General features: G+C 28.1%; 23 protein-coding genes. 18 read left to right on the top strand and 5 right to left on the bottom strand.

Features of this window, described 5'->3' with window-relative positions:
- The first annotated feature begins 7 nt into the window (after positions 1–7).
- From ACYUEX_RS18105 to eutH, 4 genes are all read left to right on the top strand, one after another.
- Positions 8–1,036, top strand: coding sequence for an alpha/beta fold hydrolase (locus ACYUEX_RS18105; RefSeq protein ID WP_460289400.1), 1,029 nt, complete (start codon positions 8–10; stop codon positions 1,034–1,036).
- A gap of 92 nt (positions 1,037–1,128) precedes the next feature.
- The gene (locus tag ACYUEX_RS18100) at positions 1,129–2,373 is read left to right on the top strand and encodes a S1C family serine protease (RefSeq protein ID WP_411169038.1); all 1,245 of its coding nucleotides are present in this window, start codon (positions 1,129–1,131) and stop codon (positions 2,371–2,373) included.
- 192 nt (positions 2,374–2,565) lie between these two features.
- Positions 2,566–2,976, top strand: a complete 411-nt coding sequence (locus ACYUEX_RS18095) for a carboxypeptidase regulatory-like domain-containing protein (RefSeq protein ID WP_322459093.1) — start codon at positions 2,566–2,568, stop codon at positions 2,974–2,976.
- A gap of 108 nt (positions 2,977–3,084) precedes the next feature.
- Entirely contained in the window at positions 3,085–4,167 is a 1,083-nt protein-coding gene (gene eutH / locus ACYUEX_RS18090) for an ethanolamine utilization protein EutH (protein WP_460289399.1), read from the top strand.
- A gap of 11 nt (positions 4,168–4,178) precedes the next feature.
- Here the strand turns inward: eutH and ACYUEX_RS18085 are convergent, their stop codons facing one another.
- Together ACYUEX_RS18085 and ACYUEX_RS18080 are read right to left on the bottom strand one after the other, a co-directional pair.
- Complete coding sequence (locus tag ACYUEX_RS18085) at positions 4,179–5,222, bottom strand: FAD:protein FMN transferase (RefSeq protein ID WP_460289409.1); 1,044 nt, start codon at positions 5,220–5,222, stop codon at positions 4,179–4,181.
- A gap of 113 nt (positions 5,223–5,335) precedes the next feature.
- A complete protein-coding gene (locus ACYUEX_RS18080) occupies positions 5,336–5,767 on the bottom strand; it encodes an FMN-binding protein (protein WP_411169036.1) in 432 nt (143 codons plus the stop codon).
- Positions 5,768–6,085: 318 nt separating this feature from the next.
- Here ACYUEX_RS18080 and ACYUEX_RS18075 point away from each other — a divergent pair, with 318 nt between their 5' ends.
- From ACYUEX_RS18075 to ACYUEX_RS18060, 4 genes are all read left to right on the top strand, one after another.
- Positions 6,086–7,963 (top strand): FAD-dependent oxidoreductase, encoded by a 1,878-nt coding sequence (locus tag ACYUEX_RS18075; RefSeq protein ID WP_411169035.1) that lies wholly within the window; start codon positions 6,086–6,088, stop codon positions 7,961–7,963.
- A 142-nt stretch (positions 7,964–8,105) separates the two neighbouring features.
- On the top strand, positions 8,106–8,486 hold the full coding sequence (locus ACYUEX_RS18070; RefSeq protein ID WP_460289398.1) for a NusG domain II-containing protein: 381 nt from the start codon (positions 8,106–8,108) through the stop codon (positions 8,484–8,486).
- A 9-nt stretch (positions 8,487–8,495) separates the two neighbouring features.
- Complete coding sequence (locus tag ACYUEX_RS18065; RefSeq protein WP_460289397.1) at positions 8,496–9,008, top strand: Gx transporter family protein; 513 nt, start codon at positions 8,496–8,498, stop codon at positions 9,006–9,008.
- A 79-nt stretch (positions 9,009–9,087) separates the two neighbouring features.
- A complete protein-coding gene (locus ACYUEX_RS18060) occupies positions 9,088–10,053 on the top strand; it encodes a polyprenyl synthetase family protein (RefSeq protein ID WP_460289396.1) in 966 nt (321 codons plus the stop codon).
- 8 nt (positions 10,054–10,061) lie between these two features.
- Here the strand turns inward: ACYUEX_RS18060 and ACYUEX_RS18055 are convergent, their stop codons facing one another.
- Positions 10,062–10,949 carry a LysR family transcriptional regulator gene (locus tag ACYUEX_RS18055; RefSeq protein WP_460289395.1) on the bottom strand — a complete coding sequence of 296 codons (888 nt, stop codon included), beginning with the start codon at positions 10,947–10,949 and terminating at the stop codon, positions 10,062–10,064.
- Positions 10,950–11,086: 137 nt separating this feature from the next.
- Between ACYUEX_RS18055 and ACYUEX_RS18050 the strand changes: the two genes are divergently transcribed.
- Complete coding sequence (locus ACYUEX_RS18050) at positions 11,087–12,193, top strand: ABC transporter substrate-binding protein (protein WP_460289394.1); 1,107 nt, start codon at positions 11,087–11,089, stop codon at positions 12,191–12,193.
- Here the strand turns inward: ACYUEX_RS18050 and ACYUEX_RS18045 are convergent.
- Positions 12,190–13,311 carry a glycosyltransferase family 4 protein gene (locus ACYUEX_RS18045; RefSeq protein WP_460289393.1) on the bottom strand — a complete coding sequence of 374 codons (1,122 nt, stop codon included), beginning with the start codon at positions 13,309–13,311 and terminating at the stop codon, positions 12,190–12,192. The genes ACYUEX_RS18050 and ACYUEX_RS18045 overlap by 4 nt on opposite strands.
- Positions 13,312–13,464: 153 nt before the next feature.
- On the opposite strand from ACYUEX_RS18045, the gene ACYUEX_RS18040 reads away from it, so the two are divergent.
- From ACYUEX_RS18040 to ACYUEX_RS18030, 3 genes are read left to right on the top strand one after another with little or no spacing between them, the layout of a single operon-like run.
- A complete protein-coding gene (locus ACYUEX_RS18040) occupies positions 13,465–14,460 on the top strand; it encodes a CotS family spore coat protein (protein WP_460289392.1) in 996 nt (331 codons plus the stop codon).
- Positions 14,461–14,469: 9 nt separating this feature from the next.
- The gene (locus ACYUEX_RS18035) at positions 14,470–15,222 is read left to right on the top strand and encodes a hypothetical protein (RefSeq protein WP_460289391.1); all 753 of its coding nucleotides are present in this window, start codon (positions 14,470–14,472) and stop codon (positions 15,220–15,222) included.
- 15 nt (positions 15,223–15,237) lie between these two features.
- Positions 15,238–16,284 carry a CotS family spore coat protein gene (locus ACYUEX_RS18030; RefSeq protein WP_460289390.1) on the top strand — a complete coding sequence of 349 codons (1,047 nt, stop codon included), beginning with the start codon at positions 15,238–15,240 and terminating at the stop codon, positions 16,282–16,284.
- A gap of 62 nt (positions 16,285–16,346) precedes the next feature.
- On the opposite strand, the gene ACYUEX_RS18025 is transcribed toward ACYUEX_RS18030, so the two are convergent.
- Entirely contained in the window at positions 16,347–17,465 is a 1,119-nt protein-coding gene (locus ACYUEX_RS18025; protein WP_460289389.1) for a glycosyltransferase family 4 protein, read from the bottom strand.
- 105 nt (positions 17,466–17,570) lie between these two features.
- Between ACYUEX_RS18025 and ACYUEX_RS18020 the strand changes: the two genes are divergently transcribed.
- The 6 genes from ACYUEX_RS18020 to cphA all read left to right on the top strand — a co-directional run bounded on the left by ACYUEX_RS18020 (position 17,571) and on the right by cphA (position 25,590).
- Positions 17,571–18,572, top strand: a complete 1,002-nt coding sequence (locus ACYUEX_RS18020; protein WP_460289388.1) for a CotS family spore coat protein — start codon at positions 17,571–17,573, stop codon at positions 18,570–18,572.
- Positions 18,573–18,658: 86 nt separating this feature from the next.
- Positions 18,659–19,549 (top strand): sporulation peptidase YabG, encoded by an 891-nt coding sequence (gene yabG, locus ACYUEX_RS18015; RefSeq protein WP_411169024.1) that lies wholly within the window; start codon positions 18,659–18,661, stop codon positions 19,547–19,549.
- A gap of 259 nt (positions 19,550–19,808) precedes the next feature.
- The gene (locus tag ACYUEX_RS18010; RefSeq protein ID WP_322413704.1) at positions 19,809–20,045 is read left to right on the top strand and encodes a Veg family protein; all 237 of its coding nucleotides are present in this window, start codon (positions 19,809–19,811) and stop codon (positions 20,043–20,045) included.
- Between the two features lie 375 nt (positions 20,046–20,420).
- The gene (locus ACYUEX_RS18005; protein ID WP_460289387.1) at positions 20,421–22,004 is read left to right on the top strand and encodes a DUF3794 and LysM peptidoglycan-binding domain-containing protein; all 1,584 of its coding nucleotides are present in this window, start codon (positions 20,421–20,423) and stop codon (positions 22,002–22,004) included.
- A gap of 144 nt (positions 22,005–22,148) precedes the next feature.
- Entirely contained in the window at positions 22,149–22,985 is an 837-nt protein-coding gene (locus tag ACYUEX_RS18000) for a cyanophycinase (protein WP_460289386.1), read from the top strand.
- Entirely contained in the window at positions 22,966–25,590 is a 2,625-nt protein-coding gene (gene cphA / locus ACYUEX_RS17995; protein ID WP_460289385.1) for a cyanophycin synthetase, read from the top strand. The genes ACYUEX_RS18000 and cphA overlap by 20 nt, the downstream gene beginning before the upstream one ends.
- Positions 25,591–25,673: the final 83 nt, after the last annotated feature.

Here is a 25,673-nt window from a genome sequence, read left to right as displayed (position 1 = left end):
TGGTATCGTGAAACTTTTACCACATTCAAATGGTGTTTATAAGGTAAATATGAAAAATAAATTAAAGCCAAAGGATATAATAAGAAATGTAGTAGTAGGCATAGGAATATTAATTACTATAGGATTCCTGTATCAAAGAATAAGTAACTTCGTAGCAAAAGAAAAACTTAAGCAAAGAGTAGATTATTCTAGAGTAGACGATAAAAGATTAGATTATAGAATGAGTGGTGAGGGAAAATATACTGTTATATTTGATGGAAATATAGGAGCTAACTTAAATCAATGGAATAGTATAACAGATACGTTAACTACAGATTATAGTGATATAACTACATTTGTTTATAATAGAAGAGGATATGGATATAGTGATGGTGGTAGCATAAGAACTCCAAAAGAACAAGCAGAGGATTTAAGAATATTACTTAGAAAGTCAGCTGCTCCAGCTCCCTATATATTAGTTGGAGAAGAATATGGAAGCTTAGTGTTAACTGAGTTTGCAAAGGCTTATCCAGATTTAGTAGCAGGGGTTGTTTTAGTAAATCCATTAGTTGAAGATAATATTAATACTGATGAATTTAGAAAGAGCCTTATTGTAGAGAATATAAGAAGAGATATAGAAAAGGTTGGTTCAAGCATAGGATTTACTACATTAATATACAAATTGAATTTGGCTTGTGATACAGAAGAATTTGAAAGTAAACTAGATGAAATAAATTTAGAAGAATTTAAAGTACATAGAACAAAAAGAGATTATACAAGTGCAGTTTGCAATGAGTTAGAGAATATAACTAGTGGGAATAATAATAGTCAAGAAGATAGCGTATTTAGTGGAAAGCCATATTATTTAATAGCTAAAGAAGGTCAGGAACAGTTAAAATCACTAGGAGATGAATCTTTAACAAAGGTATATAATACTACATCTAAAAGCAATATATTATCTATGTACGAGCCTGACGCAGTTATAACAGGAATAAGGCAAGTTGTTAAGCAAGCAAATGAAATTGAAAGAGCAGAGAAAAAAATAAATAAGAATTAATTACTATAGAGTATATGTCATATAATTGTCACAAAAAAGGGGTATATTAATAACTGTAAAAGTGATTTATAAATGCTTAGGAGGAGTTTGTGATGAGTGATAATAACATATATGATGTAGACAATTATGAAGAGGTTAGTAATGAAAGGTCTTCTTTAGAGAATACTACAAAGGAAGATTATATTGAGGAAGATACATTACTAGAAAAAAATACTACTTTTGATATGAATAAAAGTAATGGGAATAATAAAAAGGAAAAGAAAAAGGGAAGCTTTAAAATAATAGCAATAGCGCTTATAGCAGGTCTTCTAGGAGGAATTATAGGTGGAGGAAGTATATATTATGGAATGAAGGATAGTAATATAAAAAATCAATCTAGTAACCTTACACCTAATCCGCAAACATTTAATACTCAAGAAGGGGCACTAACTGCAAGTGAGGCTTTCGAAAAAGTTGCTCCAGCAGTAGTTATTGTTTCAGCAAATGGAGTAACAGATTATAGTGGAATTATACCTCAACAAGTAGATGGTATTGGATCAGGATTTATAATAAATGAGGAAGGTTACATACTAACTAATTACCATGTTATAAAAGGAGCAAAAGAAGTTGTTGTAACTTTATCTGATGGTAGGGATGTAAAAGCTAAAGTTATTAATTATGATGAAAATCAAGATATTGCAATGTTAAAGCTAAATGATGATAATATTAAGGTACCAGCAATAGTTCAACTAGGTGATTCTGATGTATTAAAACCAGGAGAACAAGTTTTAGCTATAGGGACACCTTTATCTAAAGATTTTAACCAAACTATAACAGGAGGACTTGTTAGTGCTGTTAATAGAACTGTTGAAACAAGTAATGGAGTTAAACTTAATTTAATACAAACAGATGCAGCTATTAATCCTGGAAATAGTGGAGGACCACTTATAAATACTAAAGGTGAGGTAGTAGGAATAAATACATTAAAAATGTCAGGTGGAGCAGAAGGAATAGGATTCTCAATTCCAATAAATGAAGTTAAAGATAGAATAGATGCTTTATCTAAACCAATATTAAATTTAGGGGTATCAATAAGAGAAATAGATCAAAAACTTGCAAAGCAATATGATATGCAAGAAGGGTTATATATAGTTGAAGTATCAGATTTTTCTCCGGCAGAAAAGGCAGGATTAAAGAGTGGGGATATAATAGTTAAATTCGATGGACAAAGAGTTAAGACATTTAATGAATTAAGAACTATTAAGAATACTAAAAAGGACGGCGACGTAGTTAAAGTAGAAGCTGTTAGAAATGGTGAAAATAAAACTTTCGATGTTCAATTAGAAGCAAAACAATAATAGTTATATAGTATTAATAACTTAAATATTAAAAAGACTAGTATTTAGAAATAAAATATATCTAAAGATAGAGTATATTTTATTAAGACTAGTCTTTTTTTATTAAAACTATTATTACTTAAATCACAATTTATGGATAACGGAATAGATTATACTATGAGAATTTAAAATTTAAACTTAGGAGGCAAAGTTATGAGCGGAAGAATAGCATCATGCGAATTAAAAACAGGGTGTAATGAACAAATAGAAGCAATCGTTAGATTACCAGAGGAGAAGAGATCAGTTATATTTGGAACAGTTTTGGACAGTAACAGAATGCCTGTAGCAGACGCAGTAGTAAAATTATTACAAATAGTTGATGGATGTAGATATCCTTATCCACTAACTCATACCTTTACAGATTGTCATGGTCAATTTTTATTAGGACCTCTATGTCCAAATACAAAATATATGCTAAAAATATATAAAGACAATATAGTGATAAGATGTGCAGAATTAGAAACTTCATCATACAACGGAAAATGTATAGGCAAACCAGATAATGGTGGACACAAATCTCCGAAACTATTTCAAGACAAAACCTCAAGTGAATGTGATTGTTAGATAACTGAATAGGTAGTAACAAAAAAAAGCTTCTTAATTAATTTAAGAGGCTTTTTTATTATTAGAAATTTTGGTAGAATTGTTTTAGATTAATTAAGGGGAGATAATATGGAAAAGATAATGCTATATATAGTAGGGGTATTCTTTGCAATAGGAGTAGTAGATTATATATTTGGAAATAGATTTAATTTGTTTAAAGGAATAGAAGATGGAGTAAAAAGTATGGGATCATTAGCTTTATCTATGATAGGAATACTTTCTATAATACCTATTATTTCAGACAGTATTACTAAATATATGTTACCTATTTTTAAAAATAGTTTAGTAGATCCATCAATAGTGATATCTTCGTTTATTGCTGTCGATATGGGAGGATATAAAATTACACAAGCTATAGCTATGGATAAATCAATGATATATTTTTCAGGAATTTTAATATCATCAATACTAGGGTGCACTATAAGTTTTACTTTACCATTAGCATTAGGAATTATTGATGAGAAGTATTTAAACATATTATGTAAGGGTATTCTATGTGGAATAGTTACATTGCCAATAGGATTATTTATTGGTGGGATTTTATTAAAGATGAATTTAAGTAATATAATAATTAATCTTTTACCTATTATTATAATATCTATATTAGTAGCTGTAGGATTATATAGAAAGCCAAATAAAATGATAAAATACTTTACTTATTTAGCAAAAATGATTGTTATATTAGGGGTAATAGGGTTAGGAATACAAGGTTTTTCATCAATAACAGGAATAGTAATAATAAATAATTTGCTTCCACTTGAAGAAACATTAACTATAGTTGGAAAAATAGCAATTTTTTTAGGTGGAGCCAATGTAATGCTAGAGATTATAAAAAGAGTATTTAGAAATAGTATAAGTAATTTAGAAAAAATTTTAGATATTAATTCAGACTCAGTTGCTGCATTAATTGGAAGTTTAGCTTCAGCAGTAATAGTATTCACTGATTTTCATAAGATGGATGATAGAGGAAAACTAATATGTTCAGCCTTCTCAGTTTCAGGTGCTTATGTATTTGGAGGACAGTTAGCATATGTTGCCATAGAGGCTAAAGAAATAGTATTAGTATATGTATTAGTAAAACTAATAAGTGGATTTTTAGGACTAGCATTAGCACTTAAAATAAGTAAAAAAGAGTTAAGAAAAGTTTCTTAACTCTTTTTAGACTAATTAGCTAATGTAAAATCTGTATTAGTTAATTTAAATATATCTCTGATTCCATCAGTAATATAAATTTTATTATCTTTTGTTACAAAGATTGCATCTGTATTTGGTAAAGTATTTACAAACTTCATTCCTTCCTCAACACCCATTGCAAAAACAGAAGTTGATAAAGCATCACCATCAATTGATTTATCACTTACAATGGTTATTCCAGCAATTTCATTATCATATGGATAGCCATTTTGGGGACTTAATATATGGTGATATTTAACTCCATCTTTTTCAATATATCTTTCGTAAATACCAGAAGTAACTATAGATTTATTTTTTACTGTAATGGTACCAATTATATCACCACGATCGGAAAATGGATTTTGAATACCTATTTTCCAGGACTCACTATTAACTTTTTCACCGTGAGCATATATATTTCCACCTAAATCTATAATTGCACTTTTAACATTATTATTTGAAAGTATGTTAGAAATAACATCAGCAGTATATCCTTTAGCTATACCACCAAGATCGATCATCATACTTTTTCTTTTTAGAAATATAGTTTTCTCAGTATCATTTAACTCTAAATCGTTGTAACCAATAAGTGGAAGTTTTGAATTTATTTCTTCCTGAGTAGGAACTTTAGCTTCTGGTAAGCCGATATTCCAAAGTTTAACTATAGGACCTACTGTTATATCAAATAGTCCATTAGAAAGCTTAGAATACTCTACCCCTTTTTTTATTAATGTATATGTATCGGGATCTACTTTAACAGGCTCTATTCCAGCAGATTCATTAATTTTATCTACTAATGTACCATTTTCATTAATACTTAAAGTGCTTTCCAACTCTTTAACTTTGTTAAAAACTTCATCTAAAATTTTCTCATCTTTATTATCGTAAAGAGTAACACTAACAACTGTTCCCATTAAAAGTTCGCTTTTAGAAAGGGGCTCAGAGGCTTTGTTATCTTTTGAACAACTAGTCAAAAGTGAAAGAGAAAAAATTAACAAAATAGATATAGTGAAAAGGTTTAAATGCTTTTTCATCATAATTGATCCTCCTAAATAATATGTCGTTTACTATATATATTATAAATAAAAAACTTTAAAAATACAAAAGACTTTAGGTAAAAACCTAAAGTCTAATATGTTACTAATTATTATTTAGCACCTTCTAAAGCTTTTTCAGCTAAAGTTTTGAATTGATTACTTGAATTTGTAGCACCAGTTACTACATCAACTTTAGAAGCATCTTGCTTTTCAACTAATGAAGCTTCTAATTTTGGGAAAGCTTCTTTTGGATTAGTCTTACTTTTTTCTTTCATTGACGTATTGTAGCCTTCATTAGTAAGCTTGCTACCGTCTTTATCACTAGCTTCATCATATTTAACTGTAGCTATTTTTCCATCTTTAACTTCGATTTCTATAGATCCCTTGTATCCTCTGTCATCAGCTTCTGATTCTTTTTTATATGTTCCGTTTTTTAATCCAGCCTCTTTTTTAGCTTCTTCTTTTTTGTCTCCGCATCCTACAAATACAGTAGTAGCTAATGCAGCAACTGCTAATAAGCTTATAATTCTTCTTGATTTCATTGATAAAATCCCCCTTAAACTTATTTTAAAATATTGAAATATTTCCAATTACTAAATAATTATACACAATATTAAGATAAGTTGATATTCAAATTTCTTATAATACATAAGAAAAACTGATAACGTTAAAAAATATACAATCAGTACAACTTATTGTAACATAAGGGTTTAAGCTCAAATATAGGTTTATTTTTCTTGAAAAAAATTGTTAAAAAAACCACAAAAAATAATGTGACCTATATAGACATATTATAAAATAGTGTATAGAATTAAATATGCTATTTTAGAATTATTTATAATGAGGGGATGATGTGCAACATGTCAAAAAATAAGATACTTGTTCTTGGTGCTGGATATGGTGGTGTACGTACTGCTAAAAAGCTAGCTAAGAAGTATAAGAAAAACAATGATGTGGAAATTACATTGATAGATAGAAATCCATATCATACATTAATGACAGAATTACATGAAGTTGCAGGGGGAAGAGTTCACCCTGAATCAGTTCAAGTAGAACTATGCAAAATTTTTGGAAAATCAAAAGTTAACGTAGTTACTGACTTTATAGAAAAAGTTGATACAGATAAGAAAGTAGTTAAAACAACACATGGAGAATATTCATATGACTACTTAGTAATAGGTACAGGTAGTGAACCAGCATTTTTCGGAGTGCCTGGAGTAAAAGAAAATGGATTCACTTTATGGTCATTTGAAGATGCACTAAAAATAAGAAAGCATATACAAGACATGTTTGCTAAGGCAAGCTTAGAAAGAAATGCTGGTAAGAGAAAAGAAATGCTTACATTTATAGTTGCAGGATCAGGATTTACTGGTATAGAAATGGCTGGAGAACTTTTAGAATGGAAAAGTAGATTAGCAAGAGAGTATAATGTTGATGAAAACGAAGTCACTCTAAAAGTTGTAGAAGCTATGGGAACTATCTTAAATATGTTAGATAGAAAACAAGCAGATAAAGCAGAAAAATATATGGTTAAGCATGGTATGGAGATTTTAAAGAACTCTCCAATTACAGAAGTAACTGAGGATAAAATAATACTTAAGAGTGGACAAGAAATTAAAACAAGAACATTAATATGGACTTGTGGAATACAAGCAAATCAAGATTCTAAAGAGTATGGATTAGATACAGCTAGAGCAGGAAGATTACAAACTAATGAGTTTATGCAAGCTGTTGGAAAGAAAGATGTATTTGTAGTTGGAGATATGGCTTATTTTGAAGAAGAAGCAGGAAAAGGAACTCCTCAAATAGTTGAAGCTGCAGTTCAAACAGCAGATACAGTAGTTAAAAATATAATTGCATCAATAGAAAATAAAGAAATGCAAAAGTTCTCAGGAAAATATCATGGATTTATGGTTTCAATTGGTGGAAGATATTGTGTTGCTAACTTAATGGGACTTAAATTATCAGGCTTCTTTGCAATGATAATGAAACATTTAGTTAATATACATTATTTATTTGAAGTAAATGATGTTCATGCTATATATAGTTACCTACAACATGAGTTCTTTACTATGGAAGATAGAAGATCTATAATGAGAGGTCATTTATCATCTAAGGCAAATAGATTGTGGTTAGTTCCATTAAGATTATATATAGGATCATTATGGTTAATTGAAGGTTTAAAGAAATTACTTGGTGAAGGTACATGGGATTCAATGTGGAAAGCTAATAACATAAGCGATTTCTTTAACAGAGTAACTATTGGTGCTGATAGCTGGACTAAGGCTGGAAATGTTAAAATGCCATTCACTTGGTTACAAGATGCAACTTCAGGAGCATCAGCAGGAGCTTCAGCTGGAGAAGCTGCAGCAGAATTTGCAAAACCAATTATAAAGGAAATTCCAGGTTGGTATTCAGCAATAATGCAAGTAATGATGCCAAATCCTGAAGTAGCTGTATGGTTCCAAAGAATTGTCGTATTAATGGAAATAGGAATGGGATTATGTTTAATTGCTGGATTATTTACATTTATATGTAGTGGAGTATCAGCTGGTATGGTAGTAAACTTTATTTTATGTGCTATGGCTGGTTGGGATATTTTATGGTTCTTCTTTGGTTCAATTGCATTAATGGGTGGTGCAGGTAGAACATTTGGATTAGATTATTATATAATGCCATGGATTACTAGGCTTGCAGATAATTTCTGGCATGGCAAGAAGCAACCAATATATAAATAGAATGATATAGGGATTATTAGTTAAAAATATTCTCATATTGCATAAAGATTTTATGAGGTAGAGTTTTTGCTCTACCTTATAAAATTACAAAAGTTTATGTTACAAATTCATCCAATTATATTATAATGGAGATGATAAATTTATGTTTAAAAAATTAGATTTTGTTATAATAGCAGTGCTAATGTTATTATCCTTTTTACCTGAGATTATTTTAGGTGCTTCAGTAGGTAGGGGGTATAGCAATACATATGCAGAAATAACGATTGCTGGAAAATTATATAAGAATGTTCCTTTATCTGAGCATAGAGGTGAGGACATTATAGAATTAAAAACCAAAGAAGGACTAAATATTATAAAGATAAAGGATGATAAAATAGGTATAATAGAGGCAGATTGCGCTGATAAAGTATGTATGAATCCAGAGTATATAGATAAAGCAGGACAAAGCTTAGTATGCCTTCCTCATAAAGTTATGATTGAAATAAAAGGAAAAAGTGAAGATGATATTATACTATCACATTAAGGAGGAGTTATGAAAAAGACTAGTAAAATAGTATATATAGGATTGTTAGTAGCTCAAGCCTTAGTATTACATATTTTTGAGAGAATGATTCCTGTACCTTTTGTAACACCAGGAGCTAAACTAGGATTAGCAAATTTAATTACTGTTATTGCTCTATATACTTTAAATAGCAAAAAAGATGCTTTTTTAGTATTATTTTTAAGGCTTACATTAGCAACAATGTTTGGTGGTAATTTATCATCATTTATGTATAGTGCAACAGGTGGAATTTTAAGTTTCCTTGCAATGGTTTTTGTAAAGGACTTATTTAAAGATAAAGTTAGTATTATAGGTGTAAGCTCAGCAGGCGCAATATTTCATAATGTTGGACAGCTGGTAATTGCATCATTAATAGTTAGAAACATAGGAGTTATGCTATATTTACCTATACTATCAACAGTAGGTATAGTTACAGGTATCTTTATTGGAATAACTGCAAATTACGTTGTGGAACACTTAAAGAAATTACCGATGTTTAGATAACAGGGGAAAATAATTATATTAACTAGGTGAAATAATACTAAATATATTATTTAGATTGTCACTAAGAAGGTGGATTATAATGGACAAGATTTGGAATAAGTATCCTGAATTAAAGCAAGAACTTGTTTGTGTAATAAATTTAATGAAAAAAAATGTTAAATGCAAAGACAAAAGGATTGAAAACTCCATATTAGAATTAATAGAATCAGGTGGTAAGTTATTAAGACCTGCTTTTGTTTTAATAGGATCAAAATTTGGAAATCCTGATAAAGAAAAGTCTATTCCAACTGCAGCAGTAATAGAAATGTTACATATGGCAACATTAGTACATGATGATGTTATAGATGATTCAAAGCTTAGGAGAGGACAAGAAACTATTCAATCTAAGTATGGAAAGGATTATGCTGTTTATATAGGAGATTATCTTTTCTGTGTATGTTTTAAAATCTTAGCAACAAATTCTTCATTACAGGCTATAAAAATGGATTCAAGAGCAATGTCAAAGATTTGTATGGGAGAAGTTAATCAGTTAAATTCAAGATTTTCTATGAAATTATCTGTAAAAGACTATTTGAGTAGAATATCAGGAAAGACTGCTGAATTATTTTCAATATCACTATATTTGGGTGCAGCTGAATGTGATGCAGATAATAAGATTTGTAGGGAACTTGGAAATATAGGACATAATTTAGGGATGGCCTTTCAGATAATAGATGATATTTTAGATTATGAGGGTAGCGATAAAAGTATTAAGAAGTCTGCAGCAAATGATTTAAAGCAAGGAATATATACAATTCCGTTTATATATGCATATAAAAATAATAAATCTTCATTTGAAGAAATTTTAGAAAAAGACTTTTATACTGAAGAAGAGATAGGCAAAATAATAGACTTAGTTAAAGCAAATGATGGAATTAAAATGGCTAAGGATTTAGCTGGAAAGTATATGAAAAAATGCTTTAAGGGTATAGATAAACTTCCTGAAAATGAATATAAGAATGTATTAAAAGAAATAGCAGAATGGCTATTATTAAGAACATATTAAAGGGTTACTTAGGATAAGTAACCCTTTAATATGTTATTTAATGATTTAATAAAGTCTGAATTAGTTTTATAAAATGATTCAGTATAGTTTATGTATATTGGAAGTGAAACTGAAAAGTCTTCTATTTTAATTCTCTTTATATTAGTTGTAGAGCAGTAGTTATTATATATACTCATAGGTATAAAAGCTACAGCTTTACTTGATAATACGCCATTTAAAGCCGAAAAATAAGAATTAGAACTATAAAGAATATTTACATGCTCTAAATCTTCTTCATTAAAGTTTAAGGCTGAATATAGTGAATTTTTTAAGCAACTTTTATTAAAAGTAAATATTAGTGGCAAATCAAATAGCTGTTCCTTTTTTATAGTGTTAATTGGGAAATTAGAATTGCTTATCAAAACGATTTCGTCAAATCCTATTTGCTTTGTTATAATGCCTTCAAATTCTTCAGGCTTTTTATAACATATATAAATATCACAAATATTATTAGGTAAATTCATGTTTGAGCAGCATTCAATAGTATCTGAATTTATTGTGTAGAAATCATATACTTTTTTCAGCTTAGATATAGCTACTGGTAAAATAGTCAGACTTATTGATTCCACAGCTTCAATTGATATGTATTTTTTTTTATTAATAGAGCTTAATATCTCTTCTTGCATTTTATTATAAGCACTAAGTATAGTTTCGCAATGCTTAAATAGAATTTCTCCTTCAGTAGTTAGGGTAACACCTTTATTACTTCTATTTAATAGTTTTACATTTAACTCATTTTCTAATTTTAGTATTTGTTGACTTAGTGCAGATTGGGATAGATGTGCATTTTTCGCTACAGTTGAAATACTTTTAGAATTAGCAACTTGGAAAAAATAATTTAAATTATCTATATGCATAACAATCTCCTAACTAATAATCTGTATATTTAATTATTATAGTATAATAATCTTTAGAAAGCAAAATTATTTAATATTAATAAATGTATAGGAATAGAGTATAATTTTATTAGATATAATTTTAGGATGTGTTAAAAATGAAGATTAGAAAGAAAATAATAGTTTATTTATTAATAATAGTATTTATTATGGGAGGAATAAGTGTATTTATAAGTAAATCTAATACTAGTTTAATAAAAGGAGATATAGTTATATGGACAAACGATAAGTATTTTTCCTATTTTAATTCCATTTCAAGGGAATTCAAAAAGAATAATAAAAGAGTTAATATAGAAGTAGTTAGTATAAAAGAAGAGGATTATCTAGATAAAATTTTAAATACAGAAAAAAAATTGTTACCTAATATAGTTCATTTAAACTTTATGGAGATAGACAATATAAAGGATAAGATTAATTTTACAGCAGAGAATAAAGAAATAATAGAAACATATAGTAAAAATTTTAATAAAAGTAGGCTGCAAGAAGTGAAAATAGATGACAATTACTACGCAGTTCCTTTTACATCTAATCCAATAGGGTTGTTTTTAAGAAGTGATATATTAAGCGAATTTGGATATAGCGTAGAGGATGTTAGTACTTGGGAACAATTATTAAAAATAGGAAGCGATATATATAATAAGAGTAATGGTGAAATAAGTATATTCTCAAGCAAGGATAGAGACAATATAAATCTTTTATTAGCGGCTCAATTAGTAGATTTACAAAATAAAAATTATTCAAATAGGGAAATTATAGATAATATAAATTCAATATATAATAGTAATTTTACGAATGATAATAATTATATATGTAGATTAGATTCTTTAAATTTTTATAAGGAGTTAAATGATTCAAATATAGATGGGGTATGGGAATGTAGGAACCCTCCAACATTTAATATAGGTGAAAATAGATTTTATGATATAGGTGGTGAAAACTTAGTAGCATTAAAAATTGACAATGAAGAAGCTATAAAAAGTTTTATTTCATATGCTGCTACTAATAAAGAGCTACTTTCCAAGGAATTATTAAATTCTAATTTTGTTCCAAGTTCCTTATATTCATTAAAGATAAAACAGTTAAATGAAAATGTGGATAATTCAGGAAACAACCCTTTCTTAGTATTAAGTAATATAGTAGAAAGGGCACCTGAAATAACGAACTATGAGCTTTTTAAAGATATAGTTTATAATATATACCATTAGAGCCTAAGTATTTTTTCATAGGCCTCTAATGTTTTCATGGCAGTTTGTCTCCAAGAAAATTGGAGACTTCTTTCATATCCTTTTTTAGATAAATCTAATTTTAGATCATTATTATTTAGTAGATTTAACAAGGCACTTTCAAGATCAGACATATTAAAAGGATTTATTAATATACAAGCATCTCCAGTAACCTCAGGGATAGAAGTTATATTAGAGGTTATAACAGGAGTCATACAACTCATTGCTTCTAATGGGGGGAGGCCAAATCCTTCATAAAGTGAAGGATAAACAAAAGCTTCAGCTCCATTATATAGTGTAGGTAAAAGGGAATCTTCTATAAATCCTGTAAAGAGTATATTTTCCTTGGATGATAACTTTTCTACCATATTAACAAGTTTTTTTCCTTCATCTTTAATAGAGCCAGCTAAAAGCAATATATGAGGCTCTTTTAAATCTTTATTTATTTTATCAAAAGCTAAAATAAGTTCTCTAGCATTTTTACGTGCACTAAATCCACCTATGTATAGTATATATGGTTTATCAAAATTAAATTTTTCTTTAATATAGTTTCTACATTGGGCTCTATCCAATGGTTTAAAATTTGAGTTAGCGGCTAAAGGAGTAACAATTATTTTTTCTTCAGGAATATGATTAAAAAACTTTAAAATATCCCTTTTAGAATACTCAGAAACTGTAAGTATTCCTTTAGAGTTATCTATTATAGAAGGCATATTTCTTAAAAATCTCTCTAAGTATCCTCTACCAGTAGTTTCTGGTAAAGTATATGGAATTAAGTCATGAATAGTAACTATACAATTGTTCTCATAATTTTCACAATATCCAATTCCATTTTGAGGAATATGATGAATTTGGATATCATTATTTTTTATGAAGTTGGGAAAATAGTAGTTCTCATAAAATCCACCATGTTTTTTAGAGGTAAATATTATTTTACTATTTTCTTTTTTAAATCTTTCATAGTTTTTCCCTGTCCAAAATAATGAATAATTATTTTTATTATCTATATTAAGCAATTCGGTAACTAGATTTTCTGTATAAGTTCCAATACCAGTTCCGTTATATAAATTGATACCTCTGGCATCTATAGATATTTTCATAGTAATCCTCCTAAAATTATCCTATATATTATAGATATTATGATTTTCATTATATATAACAGGATATTATTAATAATTTAATTATGTGATAGTAAACACAATAAAATATGTATTTTCATATAATGGCATAGAATAAGTCTTAAGGAGAATTACATGGAGATTTCATATATAAAAAATAAGATTCAATCTGAGTATTCCTTAAATATAGATAGTATAGAAAAGGTTAAAAATAGTTATAGACTTAAAACGAATGAGGGAGAGTATGGTATTAAAGTAGTTAAGTACCAATTTCCTCATTTTTATTTTATATTTTCAGCTATAAAGCATTTAGAAAAGAGAGGTTTTAATAAAATACCTAAAATTATTAGTACGAAAGATGACTTTGGTTATATAAAACTTGGAAATTGTTATGCATATTTAACAGAATGGATTAACTCTAGAAATTGTAACTATAAAAATTTAGATGATTTAAGATTAGCAGCAAAAAAACTTGGAGAATTGCATAAGTGTAGTGAATGCTTTACTTTAAATGAAAATATGATGCCTAGAATAGGATGGTATTCTTGGATTACTGTGTTTGAAACAAGATGCAATGAAATACTAGATTTCAAAAATAGAATTTATCAAAAAGCTTATAAATCTGAATTCGATAATATATATTTAAATACTATAAATGAAGAGCTGGATAGAGGAAAGAAAGCAATAGATGAGATAAAATCAAATAGATATATAGAGATAATGAATAAAGAGGTGCTAAAAAGAGGCTTTTGCCATCATGATTATGCTAATCATAATATATTGATAGATACTAACGGAGAGTTAAATATAATAGATTTTGATTATTGTATGCTAGACTCACATATACACGATTTAGCATCGCTATTAATTAGAAGTATGAAAGATGGAAATTGGAATAACGATAAAGCCCAATTAATATTAGAGAATTACTCTAAAACGCACTCTTTATACGATGAAGAAATAAGACTTATGAAAGGCTTTATTAGATTCCCTCAAGGTTTTTGGCAAATTGGTCTTCAATATTATTGGGAGCAGCAACCCTGGGGAGAGGAATTTTTAGTTAATAAGATAAACAAATATTTAAGAGATAGAAATGAAAGAGAAAAATTTGTTGATAATTTCTTTAGTTGAGGTGATGAAATGCAAAGTTTAGAACTAAAGTCATATCTAGAAGAAAAAAATATTTATATAGTAAATGACAAAGTAAATCAATCTAAGTATAAAAGTTCTGATGATATATTGAAACAAGTTGAAAATATAATTTGTTTTCATAATAAAATAGGGGAATATAAGGAAAATTTATTACCTAGAATAGGAGCTTCTATTGGAAGAGAGATTGATAATTATACTGCACAGATATTTTTAATTAATAGGTATCTTAAAGAAATAGAAAATAAAGATAGTTTAAATTCAATAGATTTTTATTTAATAAAAAATGGAGAACTCTTGCTAAATAAAGGTAAGAAAGCATTAAATCATTTATACTCTAATAACTATAGAAAATTAATTGAACGAAGTATGAAAAACTATGAAATTTGCTTAAGTAGAGTAGATGAAAGTAATTTAACTATATCAGATGATAATAAAATATTTATAGGAACTATAAAATATTTAACATACAACATTAAAGAACATGATATATATTCATATATAAAGAAAATGAAGAGAAAAGATATAGATATAAGTATAGAAAAAATAATAGATTTTTATGTTAATGAGGAAAATTTAGGAGTTGATAGCAGAGAATATTTAAGGGCACTAAGTTCTTATCCAAATGAGGAACTAAGGGTTTTAGAAAAATATATAATTGGAAAAACAAAGTTGAGTGAAAATGAAGTTTTAGAGAGCTTAAGTAAAGCAAAGAGTATGGATTTTAGGTGTTTAATAATTTAATGGGGGATCTAAGAAATGAATAAATTTAGATATGTAGATAAGGATATATTGTGTCAATATGACTTAAATGAAGAATTTTTAGGAAAACTATCCTTAGAGATAGAAGATATAATACCACTAAGAAAGGTATTTGTTTTACTAACTAATAAAGGGAAGAAGATATTAAAGATTACAGATTCAAGTGAAGACAGAATAAAATTTATAAATGAAGCCCTAAAATATATATCTGAAGAATATAGTGATGTACTTAGTTATTATATAAGTGACAAAGGAGATATAACTTATAAATTTGGTGATAAAACTTATGTATTATTAGATATGATAGAAGGAAGAGAGGCTACATTTACTAATCCAGTAGAAATTGAAATGTGTTCAAAAAGTATAGCAAGTATGCATAAAGCTTCAAAGGGAATATTTAATAAATTAAGTGGAGAAGTTATTAAGGGAAACTTAGGCGAATATTTACCATATCAATTTAGTAAAGCTAAGGAAGATTTGGTGAGTATTAAAGGATATGTTGAAAGATTTAGGCATAAAAGTGAATTTGATAAAATATTTTTAGAGAATGTAGATAGCAATATTAATCAAATACAGAAATCTATGGAGCTTTTAGCTATGTGTGAATATAATTTCATTTTAGAAGATTATAATAAAAGAGTTCTATGCCATAATGACTTAGCGCATCATAACTTTATCGTTGATGGAGATAAGATTAAAATAATAGATTTCGATTATTGTAAAATAGATACTAGATCATTGGATATAGCTAACTATTCTATTAAGGTAATAAAAAATAGTTGCTACGAAATTAATAAGTTTAAATCCATAATAGATTCATATAATTCTATAGAAAAATTAGATAAACAAGAGATAAAATTAATATATGCAATTTTATGTTTTCCAAAAGACTTTGTTACAATATCAAGAGATTATTACTATAAACAAAAGAAATGGGAATATGAAGTATTTATAAATAGGCTAAAGGATAAGATTAGCAATGAAAATTATAGATTAGATTTCATAAATAGTTTTATATTAGAGATGAATGAATATTTTTATTAATAGACTAAAAGGACATCACTTATTATCTTAAGAAGATGCCCTTTTAGTTTTGTTTTATTATTTTAAGATTTAATAACTTTTTCATAAGCTTTTAAGGTAGTTTCAGCAGTTATATTCCAAGAGTAGTTAGAACTCTTAACAAGTCCTTGCTTAATCATTTCTAACCTAAGTGAATCATCTGTCAAAACTTTTTCTATTGCACAAATCAACTCATCTATATTATAGGGATTGATAAGTAAAGCTGAATCACTACAAACTTCTGGGAGAGAAGTTACATTAGAAGCTATCACAGGTGTGCCACAAGCCATGGCTTCTAGTGGAGGCAATCCAAAACCCTCATAAAAGGATGGATATGCCAATAATTCAGATGCATTATAAAAAATAGGCAAACTTTCAAGGGGAATGAAATCAGTAAAAATAACTTCATTTTCTATATCAAGGTCTATAGTTCTTTTTTTGTATATTTCATATGAAATTCCCTTTTTTCCTGTTATAACTAATTTTAAGTTTCTTTTTATGCTTTTAGAAATAAGAGAAAAAGCTTCTATAAGTCCTAATATATTTTTTCTAGGGCTGAATCCACCTACATAAAGAACAAAATCATCCTTTATGCCATATTCCTTTTCGATTATTTTCTTGCATTCATACTTATCTAATGGTCTATATATATCCTCAGCAGCAAGATGTGTAACAAAAATTTTATCTTGTGGAAAATTAAACTCTTTTGATATATCTTGCTTTGAAAATTCAGAAACTGTTAAAATACCATCACAATCATTTATTATTTTAGGTAGTTCGTTATTAAATATATACAGATATCTATCACTAACGGTTTCTGGCATTCTCAATGGGATTATATCATGCAATGTAATAATTTTGTGACAATTTATGTGGGGAGAGAGACCAACACCATTTTGAGGGACATGATAAATATCTATATTCGTATCATTTAAAATATTAGGAATTCTAACTTCATCCCAAAAGTTAGAATTCGAAGTGGCCTTTACTGGTTCAACTTTAAAATTGTCACTTAAATCTAGAGCTGAATGTTCAGGTAGAAAAACTAAGTAGTCATTAATTTTATCAACCTTATTTATACTGTTTATAAGTTGATAAGTATATGTGCCAATTCCAGTCCCTCTATACCATTTTGCAGCCCTGCCATCTATGCCTATCTTCATGATTTAATCCTTTCACATTGTTTTTAATTTATTATATTAAAGATAGGAATAAAATGTTAATAAAAGAATAGATATAGTCATATAAATATAAAGGGGGTGAGCGTTATGATGAGAGAATTTGAAATCGAAAGGCAGTTTGACATTAAAATTGAAGTTATAAAAGCGAATAAAGGAGTTTATTATTTAAAAACTAATAAGGGAGAGAGATGCTTAAAAAAGATAAATTATGGGCCTCAAAAGCTATTATTTGTTTATGGTGCTAAAGAACATTTAATAAATAATGGTTTTAAAGGAGTGGATAAGTATTTTTTAAACATAGATGGGGATCCATACGCCCTAGTTAATGAAGATCTTTATACATTATCAGAATGGATAGATGGTAAAGAGTGTGATTTTCATAACATAGACGAGGTGAAATTAGCATCAAAGACTCTTGCTAGCTTACATGAGGCATCAAAGGGATATGATCCTCCGGAAAATTCTAAGTTAAAGAGTGATTTGGGTAGGTGGACTCACCTTATGAATAAAAGAATAAAATCCTTTGATAAAATGAGAGATATGGTAAGAAAGAAGAATAATAAAAATAATTTTGACTTGCTATATTTAAAATCAATGGAATTCTATAAAGATATAGGTAAAAAGGCTCTAAAAACATTAGAAGAATCAGATTATATTAAGTTATGTGAAATAGCAGAAAGTGAAAAAAGTTTTTGTCACCATGATTTCACATATCACAATATAATTATAGATGAAAATGATAGCTGTAATGTTATTGATTTTGATTACTGTAAAAGAGAAGTAAGAACCTTTGATATATCTAATTTTATGATAAAAGTTCTTAAAAGGGTTGATTGGGATATTAATTTTGCTAAAGCAATAATAGAGTCCTATAATGAAGTTTCACCGCTTTTAGACTGTGAGTATAAAGTACTATATGCATATTTACAGTTCCCACAAAGATATTGGAGACTTGCAAATAGGTATTATTATAATGAAGTAAATTGGGGCCAAAATACTTTTGGAAATAAAATAGAATCTATAATAAGTGAGCAGGAACTTATGCTTAGATTTTTAGAAGAGTTCAAAAAAGAATATAAGTTAGATTAGAAAAAGTGCCGTGAGCACTTTTTTTATGTACAAATAATTAAAATTCGACATAGGATAATATAAAGCAATATACTAAGAGGTAAAAAATGCAGATAGGAGATTTAGTAGTTAGAAAGTCATATGATAAAGATATCACCTTTAAAATAATAGACATCAAAGAAGATGAAAATGGGAGACCAGTTTATGTATTAAAGGGAATTAGTATTAGAATTATAGCAGATTCAAAAAAAGAAGATTTAGAAAAGGTTGATGGGCAATATATTGGAAGCAAAGAAAAAATATTAAATACAAGAGTTGATGAAGCTATAAAAAAAGCGGTATCAATGAGAGGGGATACAGAAGCTATAAGTAAAATGAATAGCCTAACAAGGGGGAGTAAATCCTCTAAAGTGCAACAAAATAAAGAATTGATATTTGGAAGGCCAGGGAAGATATTGCATATAGATGGTGATAGTGAGTATCTAGAAATGTGCCTTAAAGTTTATAAACAGTTGTCTTTAGAGGCGGTAGGTAGATCTATTCCGGAAAGAAAACAGCCTGAAATAATAGTAGATTTAGTTAAAGAAATAAAGCCTGATATAGTTGTTTTAACAGGACATGATAGTGTTTTAAGAAGTACAGATGACTATTTAAATTTAGATAATTATAGAAATTCAAGATACTATATAGATTCAGTTAAAGCTTTAAGAAATTATAATTCAAGTTATGATGAGCTAGTCATCTTTGCAGGAGCTTGTCAAAGTTGTTATGAATGTATGTTAGATGCAGGAGCTAATTTTGCAAGTTCTCCTAATAGAGTATTAATTCATTGCTTGGATCCGGTATTTGTATGTGAAAAAATAGCATACACAAGAATTGATAAAGTTGTATCTATAATAGAGGTTATAGATAATACAATTACAGGGATAAAAGGAGTTGGAGGATTGCAAACTAGGGGGAAGTATAGAGAGGGATACCCAAGATCTCCATATATTTAAAAATATTTTAACTAATTAAAAATCTACTGAAATCTCAGTAGATTTTTAATTTCTGCACTAAAATGTGACTAGTTTCTTAGAAATATATATAAAATGTATAAAAAAATTAAAGATAGGTATAATAGTAAATGTATATTAGAGGGTTAAAAAAGGTAAAAGTTTACATTGACAACTTATATTAAAGGTGATAAAATATAAATTTTATTTGACAAAAATAGGGTTTGGGTGTATAATATAATTAAGAAAGAAGGTGTTTATGATGGAAAAAGTAAAGACTATCGCCGCTATAAAGAGGGATATAGAAGATCATATAGGGGATAAGGTTACTCTAAAAGCAAACGGTGGAAGGAAAAAGATCCTAATAAACAACGGAGTAATAGAAAGTGCTCATCCAAGCATTTTTGTAGTAAGGCTAGAAAATGATATTCAAAGGACAGTAACATACAGCTATTCAGATGTATTAACAAAGACAGTACAATTATATTTTGCTTTATAGAGAATAGAGCTTCGAAAAAACGAGGCTCTATATTTTTTTGTAAAAATATAAAAAAAGAAAGATGGTGGGTTTCCATCTTTCAACTATGGTATAAAAGGGTATTGAGAATTTATGAGAGGTTATATGGTCAATAACCATATTTATAATACGACATATTTTAATATATGTCAACATTTTATTTAAAAAAAAGTAAAAAAAACTTAAATTATAATTATAATTCGACATTTATCAATATAATCAATCCCATAATGTAAATAAGAGTAGTAAAATTGTTGAATTTTGAGTTTTTTATTTTAGAAACATTATATAAAAGTTTGAATAAATATATAGCGTTAGAAATATATTTGATAATAGGTATTGTATGGGAGGGATTATATGTCACAAATAGATGTAATAAAAGAAGTCGTTCATTATGAACAATTACTTAGGGAAAACTTAACAAATCATGTACTAAAAGGAGAATATTTAATAAGAGATTCACAATACCCTGATATGAAACAAGTATTGGGGGTAGATGCAAAAGCTACTATAACAAATAAAGAGACTCTTGGAGACAAGGTTATGGTAGAAGGTCAGTTAAATTATTTAGTATTTTATTTACCAAAGGATGAAGCTATATCAGAATCTCCATCAAATAAAATACACTCAGTTATTTTTACTGATAAATTTGCCAACTATCTTGATCTTAATAATGATGAACATAATATATTATGCGATGTTGAGTGTGAGATAGAACATATTGAAGCTAATTGGATGAATGAGAGAAAAGTGGGACTTGACGGTATAATGACCTTGAGGTGGGAAGTATACAAGGATGGAGAATTTGAATATGTAAAAGATATAGAAGGCAAAGGAGATATACAAACTCAGAAAAAAGAAGAAATGCTTAACGGAGTAAAGGGAGAAAAAGAAGTAGATCTAATGGGTAAATCTATGTTGAAAGTAACAATGGATAAGCCTGAAATAGAAGAAGTATTAAAATGTTCTATGAATCTTCATAAAAAAGAAATAAAGGTTGTAGAAGATAAAGTATATGTTGGATGCTATTGTAGAATTGAGCTTCTATATAAGGGAAAAGAGAATAAAGAACTTGTAACTTTACAGGATGATGTTTATTTATCAAAAGAAGAAGAAATGCCAGGAATATCAGGTGATATGCTTAGTTCATTAAATATGAATATCAAAGATCATCAATATGCTGTTAATTTAGATGACTTAGGGGAAAATAGAGTAGTTGATATAGAGTTCTTGATTAAGGGCAATGTGAAGGTTTATTCAAAGGATAAAATAGAAATGCTGAAGGATGCATATTGTCCAACTATGAATATTGATTTGGAAAAGGATGCAAAAGAGTTTGGAGCAATACATTCGATAACAAATATGGAATCCATGGTTAAAGATAACGTTGAATTAAGCGGTAAAGATGATAGATTAGAACAAATTATAAGTGTAACAGGAACTCCTTTTATAACAGATAAGATGGTTGAAGATAATAAGGTTAAAGTTGAAGGCGTAGTTAAGATATTAGCTATTTATAAGCTTGCAGGAGATGAATTAAATTACGGAATAGCAAATGGAGAAATCTCCTTCATTACAGCAGCTGATATAAAAGATGCTAAAAAGGGAATGAACGCTTTAATTAAGGTAACTTTAGAAAATATAGATGCGAGTATAGAAGGTAATTCAATAGCTGTAAAAGCTAATGTTGGATTAACTATTAAGCTTTGTTATAGAATGAATAAAGAGTGTGTTGTGGGTGTAGTTGAAGGCCCTGCAGAAGCAAAAGATAAAAAGGCTTCAGTAACCATATATGTTGTTGGTGAAGGAGATACTTTATGGAGTTTAGCAAAAAAATATAACACCACTATGGATGAATTAAGTAAATTAAATGAGTTAGATATAAATCAAAACATAAAACAAGGAGATAAGTTAATAATACCAGGAAGAGCTATATTTTAATATTTAAACCTAGATGAGGATGGAAATCTTTTAGATTTTCATCCTCATTTTTAGTTATATCTAAAAATGGCCTCTTAATTACTTTTAATGAATAAGATTATGTTAGTGTGGATAAAATAAAGATGCATGATAAGAGGTGAGTTTATGTCGGAAAAAATTAAGGGAGATTTAATAATAATTGGAGGGGCGGAAGACAAAGAGGGAGATAAAGAAATATTAAAAAAAGTTTGCAGCTCAATAAATAAAGAAAAAGATGTTATTTTAATAGCCACAATAGCAACAGAATACCCTAATGAAGCTTTAGATAAATACACTAAGGTTTTTAATGGGTTAGGAGTTATAAATATAAAAGGATTAAATATAAAAGAAAGGTCAGATTCCTTAAATAAAGAAAACATTCAGATCATAGAGCAAGCGTCACTTATATTTTTTACAGGAGGAGATCAATTAAGGATAACAAGCTTAGTAGGAGGAACTCCTATTTATGATGCTTTAAAAGAAGCAAGTGAAAGAGGCTGTATAATAGTTGGTACATCTGCAGGTGCATCTGTTATGAGTGATACTATGATTGTTAAAGGAGATGATGAAGAGTCTCCTAGAAAATGCACTTTAAAAATGGCACCGGGATTAGGTTTTGTTAAAGGTATAATGATAGACCAACATTTTGCTCAAAGAGGAAGAATTGGTAGATTATTAACAGGAATAGCTCAAAATCCTGAGGTTTTAGGAATTGGTATAGACGAAGACACGGCAATAGTTGTGAAAGATACTGGAGAAACTGAAGTTATTGGAACTGGAGCTGTATATTTTTTAGATGCTAGAAATATAACTCGTAGCAATGTATCAGAGCAATATTCAGATGAAGTATTAAGTATGTTTAACGTTAGTTTACATGTATTAAAGGAAGGAGACAAATTTAATCTCCTAACTAAGTTACCTTTTGAGGAGGAAAATTGTAAAAATGAAAATAATAGAGACTAAAGTCTTTAAAGGAAAAAATATTTATTCTCATAAAAAATGTATAAGGATAGATGTTGATTTAGAGGGATATAGCGAAACTCCAAGTAAGGATATAGAAGACTTTAATGAAAATTTAATTAATATGATTCCTGAATTAAATACTCATAGATGTGGTATTGATGAAGAAAGAGGTTTTGTAAAAAGACTAAGAGAGGGAACGTATTTAGCTCATATATGCGAGCATATAATAATAGCTATACAAAATAAATTAGGAATAGATATACACTATGGGAAATCTAGAGAAATAAAAAATGATCATTATTATCTAGTCTATCAATATATATATGAAAATGTTGCTTTAGAAACAGCTAAGCTTTCAATAGATATAATAAATGCTTTAATAAAAAAAATACCAATAAATTATGATGAAAGAATAGAGTTTTTAAAAAGTATTTTAAAAGATGAGATTATGGGACCTAGTACAAGGTCTATATGTGACTATGCTTGTAGAGTTGGATTACCAATTACTAAACTTGGAACTGGAGATTTTTATCAAATAGGATATGGTAAGCAAGGTAGAATAATTGAAGCATCAATTGGGTCAAATACAAGGTGTGTATCAGTAGATATATCTTGTGATAAGATGCTAACTAAGGAATTATTAAGAATACAAAATATTCCTGTTGCAAGAGGTGCAAAAGTTAATAATATAATAAGCTTATTAAAAGAAGCAGAGAATATGGGATATCCAGTTGTTTTAAAACCTCAATATGGAAATAAGGGAAATGGAGTAATATTAAATATTAAGAATGAAAAGGAGCTATTAGTAGCTTATAGATCATTGCAAGAAAAGTTTAAAGATCTAATTATAGAAAAACATCATAAGGGAAATGATTTTAGAGTTTGTGTAATAAATTATAAAGTTGTAGCAGTATCATTAAGAGTTCCGCCCTGTGTAGAAGGTGATGGAAAAGATACAATATTAGATTTAATAAATAAATTAAATGATAATCCTGATAGAGGAGAAGATCATGAAAAGCCCTTAACTAAGGTTAAAATTGACGATGAGGTTATTAAGTGTATAAATGAGCAAGGAAAAGAATTGAATCATATATTAAGGGTTAAAGAGAAAATATATTTAAGAAAAAATGCTAACCTATCTACAGGTGGAGAAGCTATAGATTGTACCGATGTAATATGCGATGAAAATATTAATTTGTGTATAAGAGCAGCTAAGGCATTAAATCTTGATATTTGTGGTATAGATATATGTGCTGAGGACATATCTAAACCTATTTTTAATAATGGTATAATAATGGAAGTTAATGCAGCTCCTGGATTAAGAATGCATCTTGATCCAAGTAAAGGTAAGGCAAGGAATGTAGGAAAAGAAATAGTAAATATGCTGTATGATGGTAAGCCTTTCAATATTCCAGTTATATCTGTAACAGGTACAAATGGAAAAACAACAACTACAAGAGTTATAAGTCATACTTTATCTAAGATGGGATACAGTATAGGAATGACAAGTACTGATGGTATTTATATAAATAATGAATGCATTGATTGCGGAGATGATACTGGGTTTGAAAGTGCAAAATCAGTACTATTAAATCCTGATGTAGATATTGCTGTTTTAGAGACAGCAAGAGGTGGAATGATAAGAAAAGGGCTAGCTTATGATTTAGCTGATGTAGCAGTAATTACAAATATAAGAGATGACCATTTGGGAATTGATGGAGTAGATAGCATGGAGAAACTCTGCTATGTAAAATCTTTAGTTGGAGAAGCAGTTAAAGAATGTGGCTATGTTGTATTGAATGCAGATGATTATTGGAGTAAATCTATTTTAAATAGAATAAAAGCTAATATAATATTTTTTAGTAAGGACTGTAATAATCCTTTATTAAAACAAAATAAGATAAGTAGTATATCTGTATATTTAGAAAACAAAGATATAGTTGTTGTTAATGAAGGTAAAAAACATATAATATGTAGAGTGGATGAGGTTCCAATAACCTTAGATGGAAAATTAGAGTTCAATATTGAAAACATATTAGCTGTTTGTGGAGCTTTGGTTGGTATGAAAGTAGACTATTGTATGATAAAGAATGGTATTACAAGCTACTTACTAAACTCTGATAAAAACTTAGGGAGATTTAATTGTTATGATGTAAATGGAATTAACGTAATTTTAGATTATGGACATAATTTAGATGGATATAATGCAGTTCTTTCAGCTGTAAGAGATATGAATAGAGGGGCTATATATGGAGTTGTTGGAATACCTGGTGATAGAAGTAACGATATGGCTTTAGATATAGGTAAGATATCATGTGAATATTTAGATTATATAATTGTTAAAGAAGATAAAAATTTAAGAGGTAGAAAAAAGGGAGAAATAGCGGAAATAATAGTTAATGGAATATTAAGTAAAAATAGCAAAAGGAAATACGAAGTTGTATTAAAAGAAGAAGAGGCCTTAGTTAAAGCTCTTAATATAGCAAAAAAAGGAGATACTGTTGTAGTGTTCTTTGAGGATATTGAACCTCTTGTTAGTATTATAAAAGAATTTTCAGATTATAAAGATGAAAAAATTAATCTAAGTTTTGGTTATACCAATTAGTTGATTAATTATTCCTAGTTTACTATATTATTAAAAAAATATATAATTAAAATAAACTTCAGAGTTAAACCCTGAAGTTTATT

The sequence above is a fragment of the Clostridium sp. CTA-7 genome (genome assembly GCF_054768095.1).
Note: the sequence above shows the minus strand (reverse complement) of the source record. Positions and strands in the feature narration are given on the sequence as shown.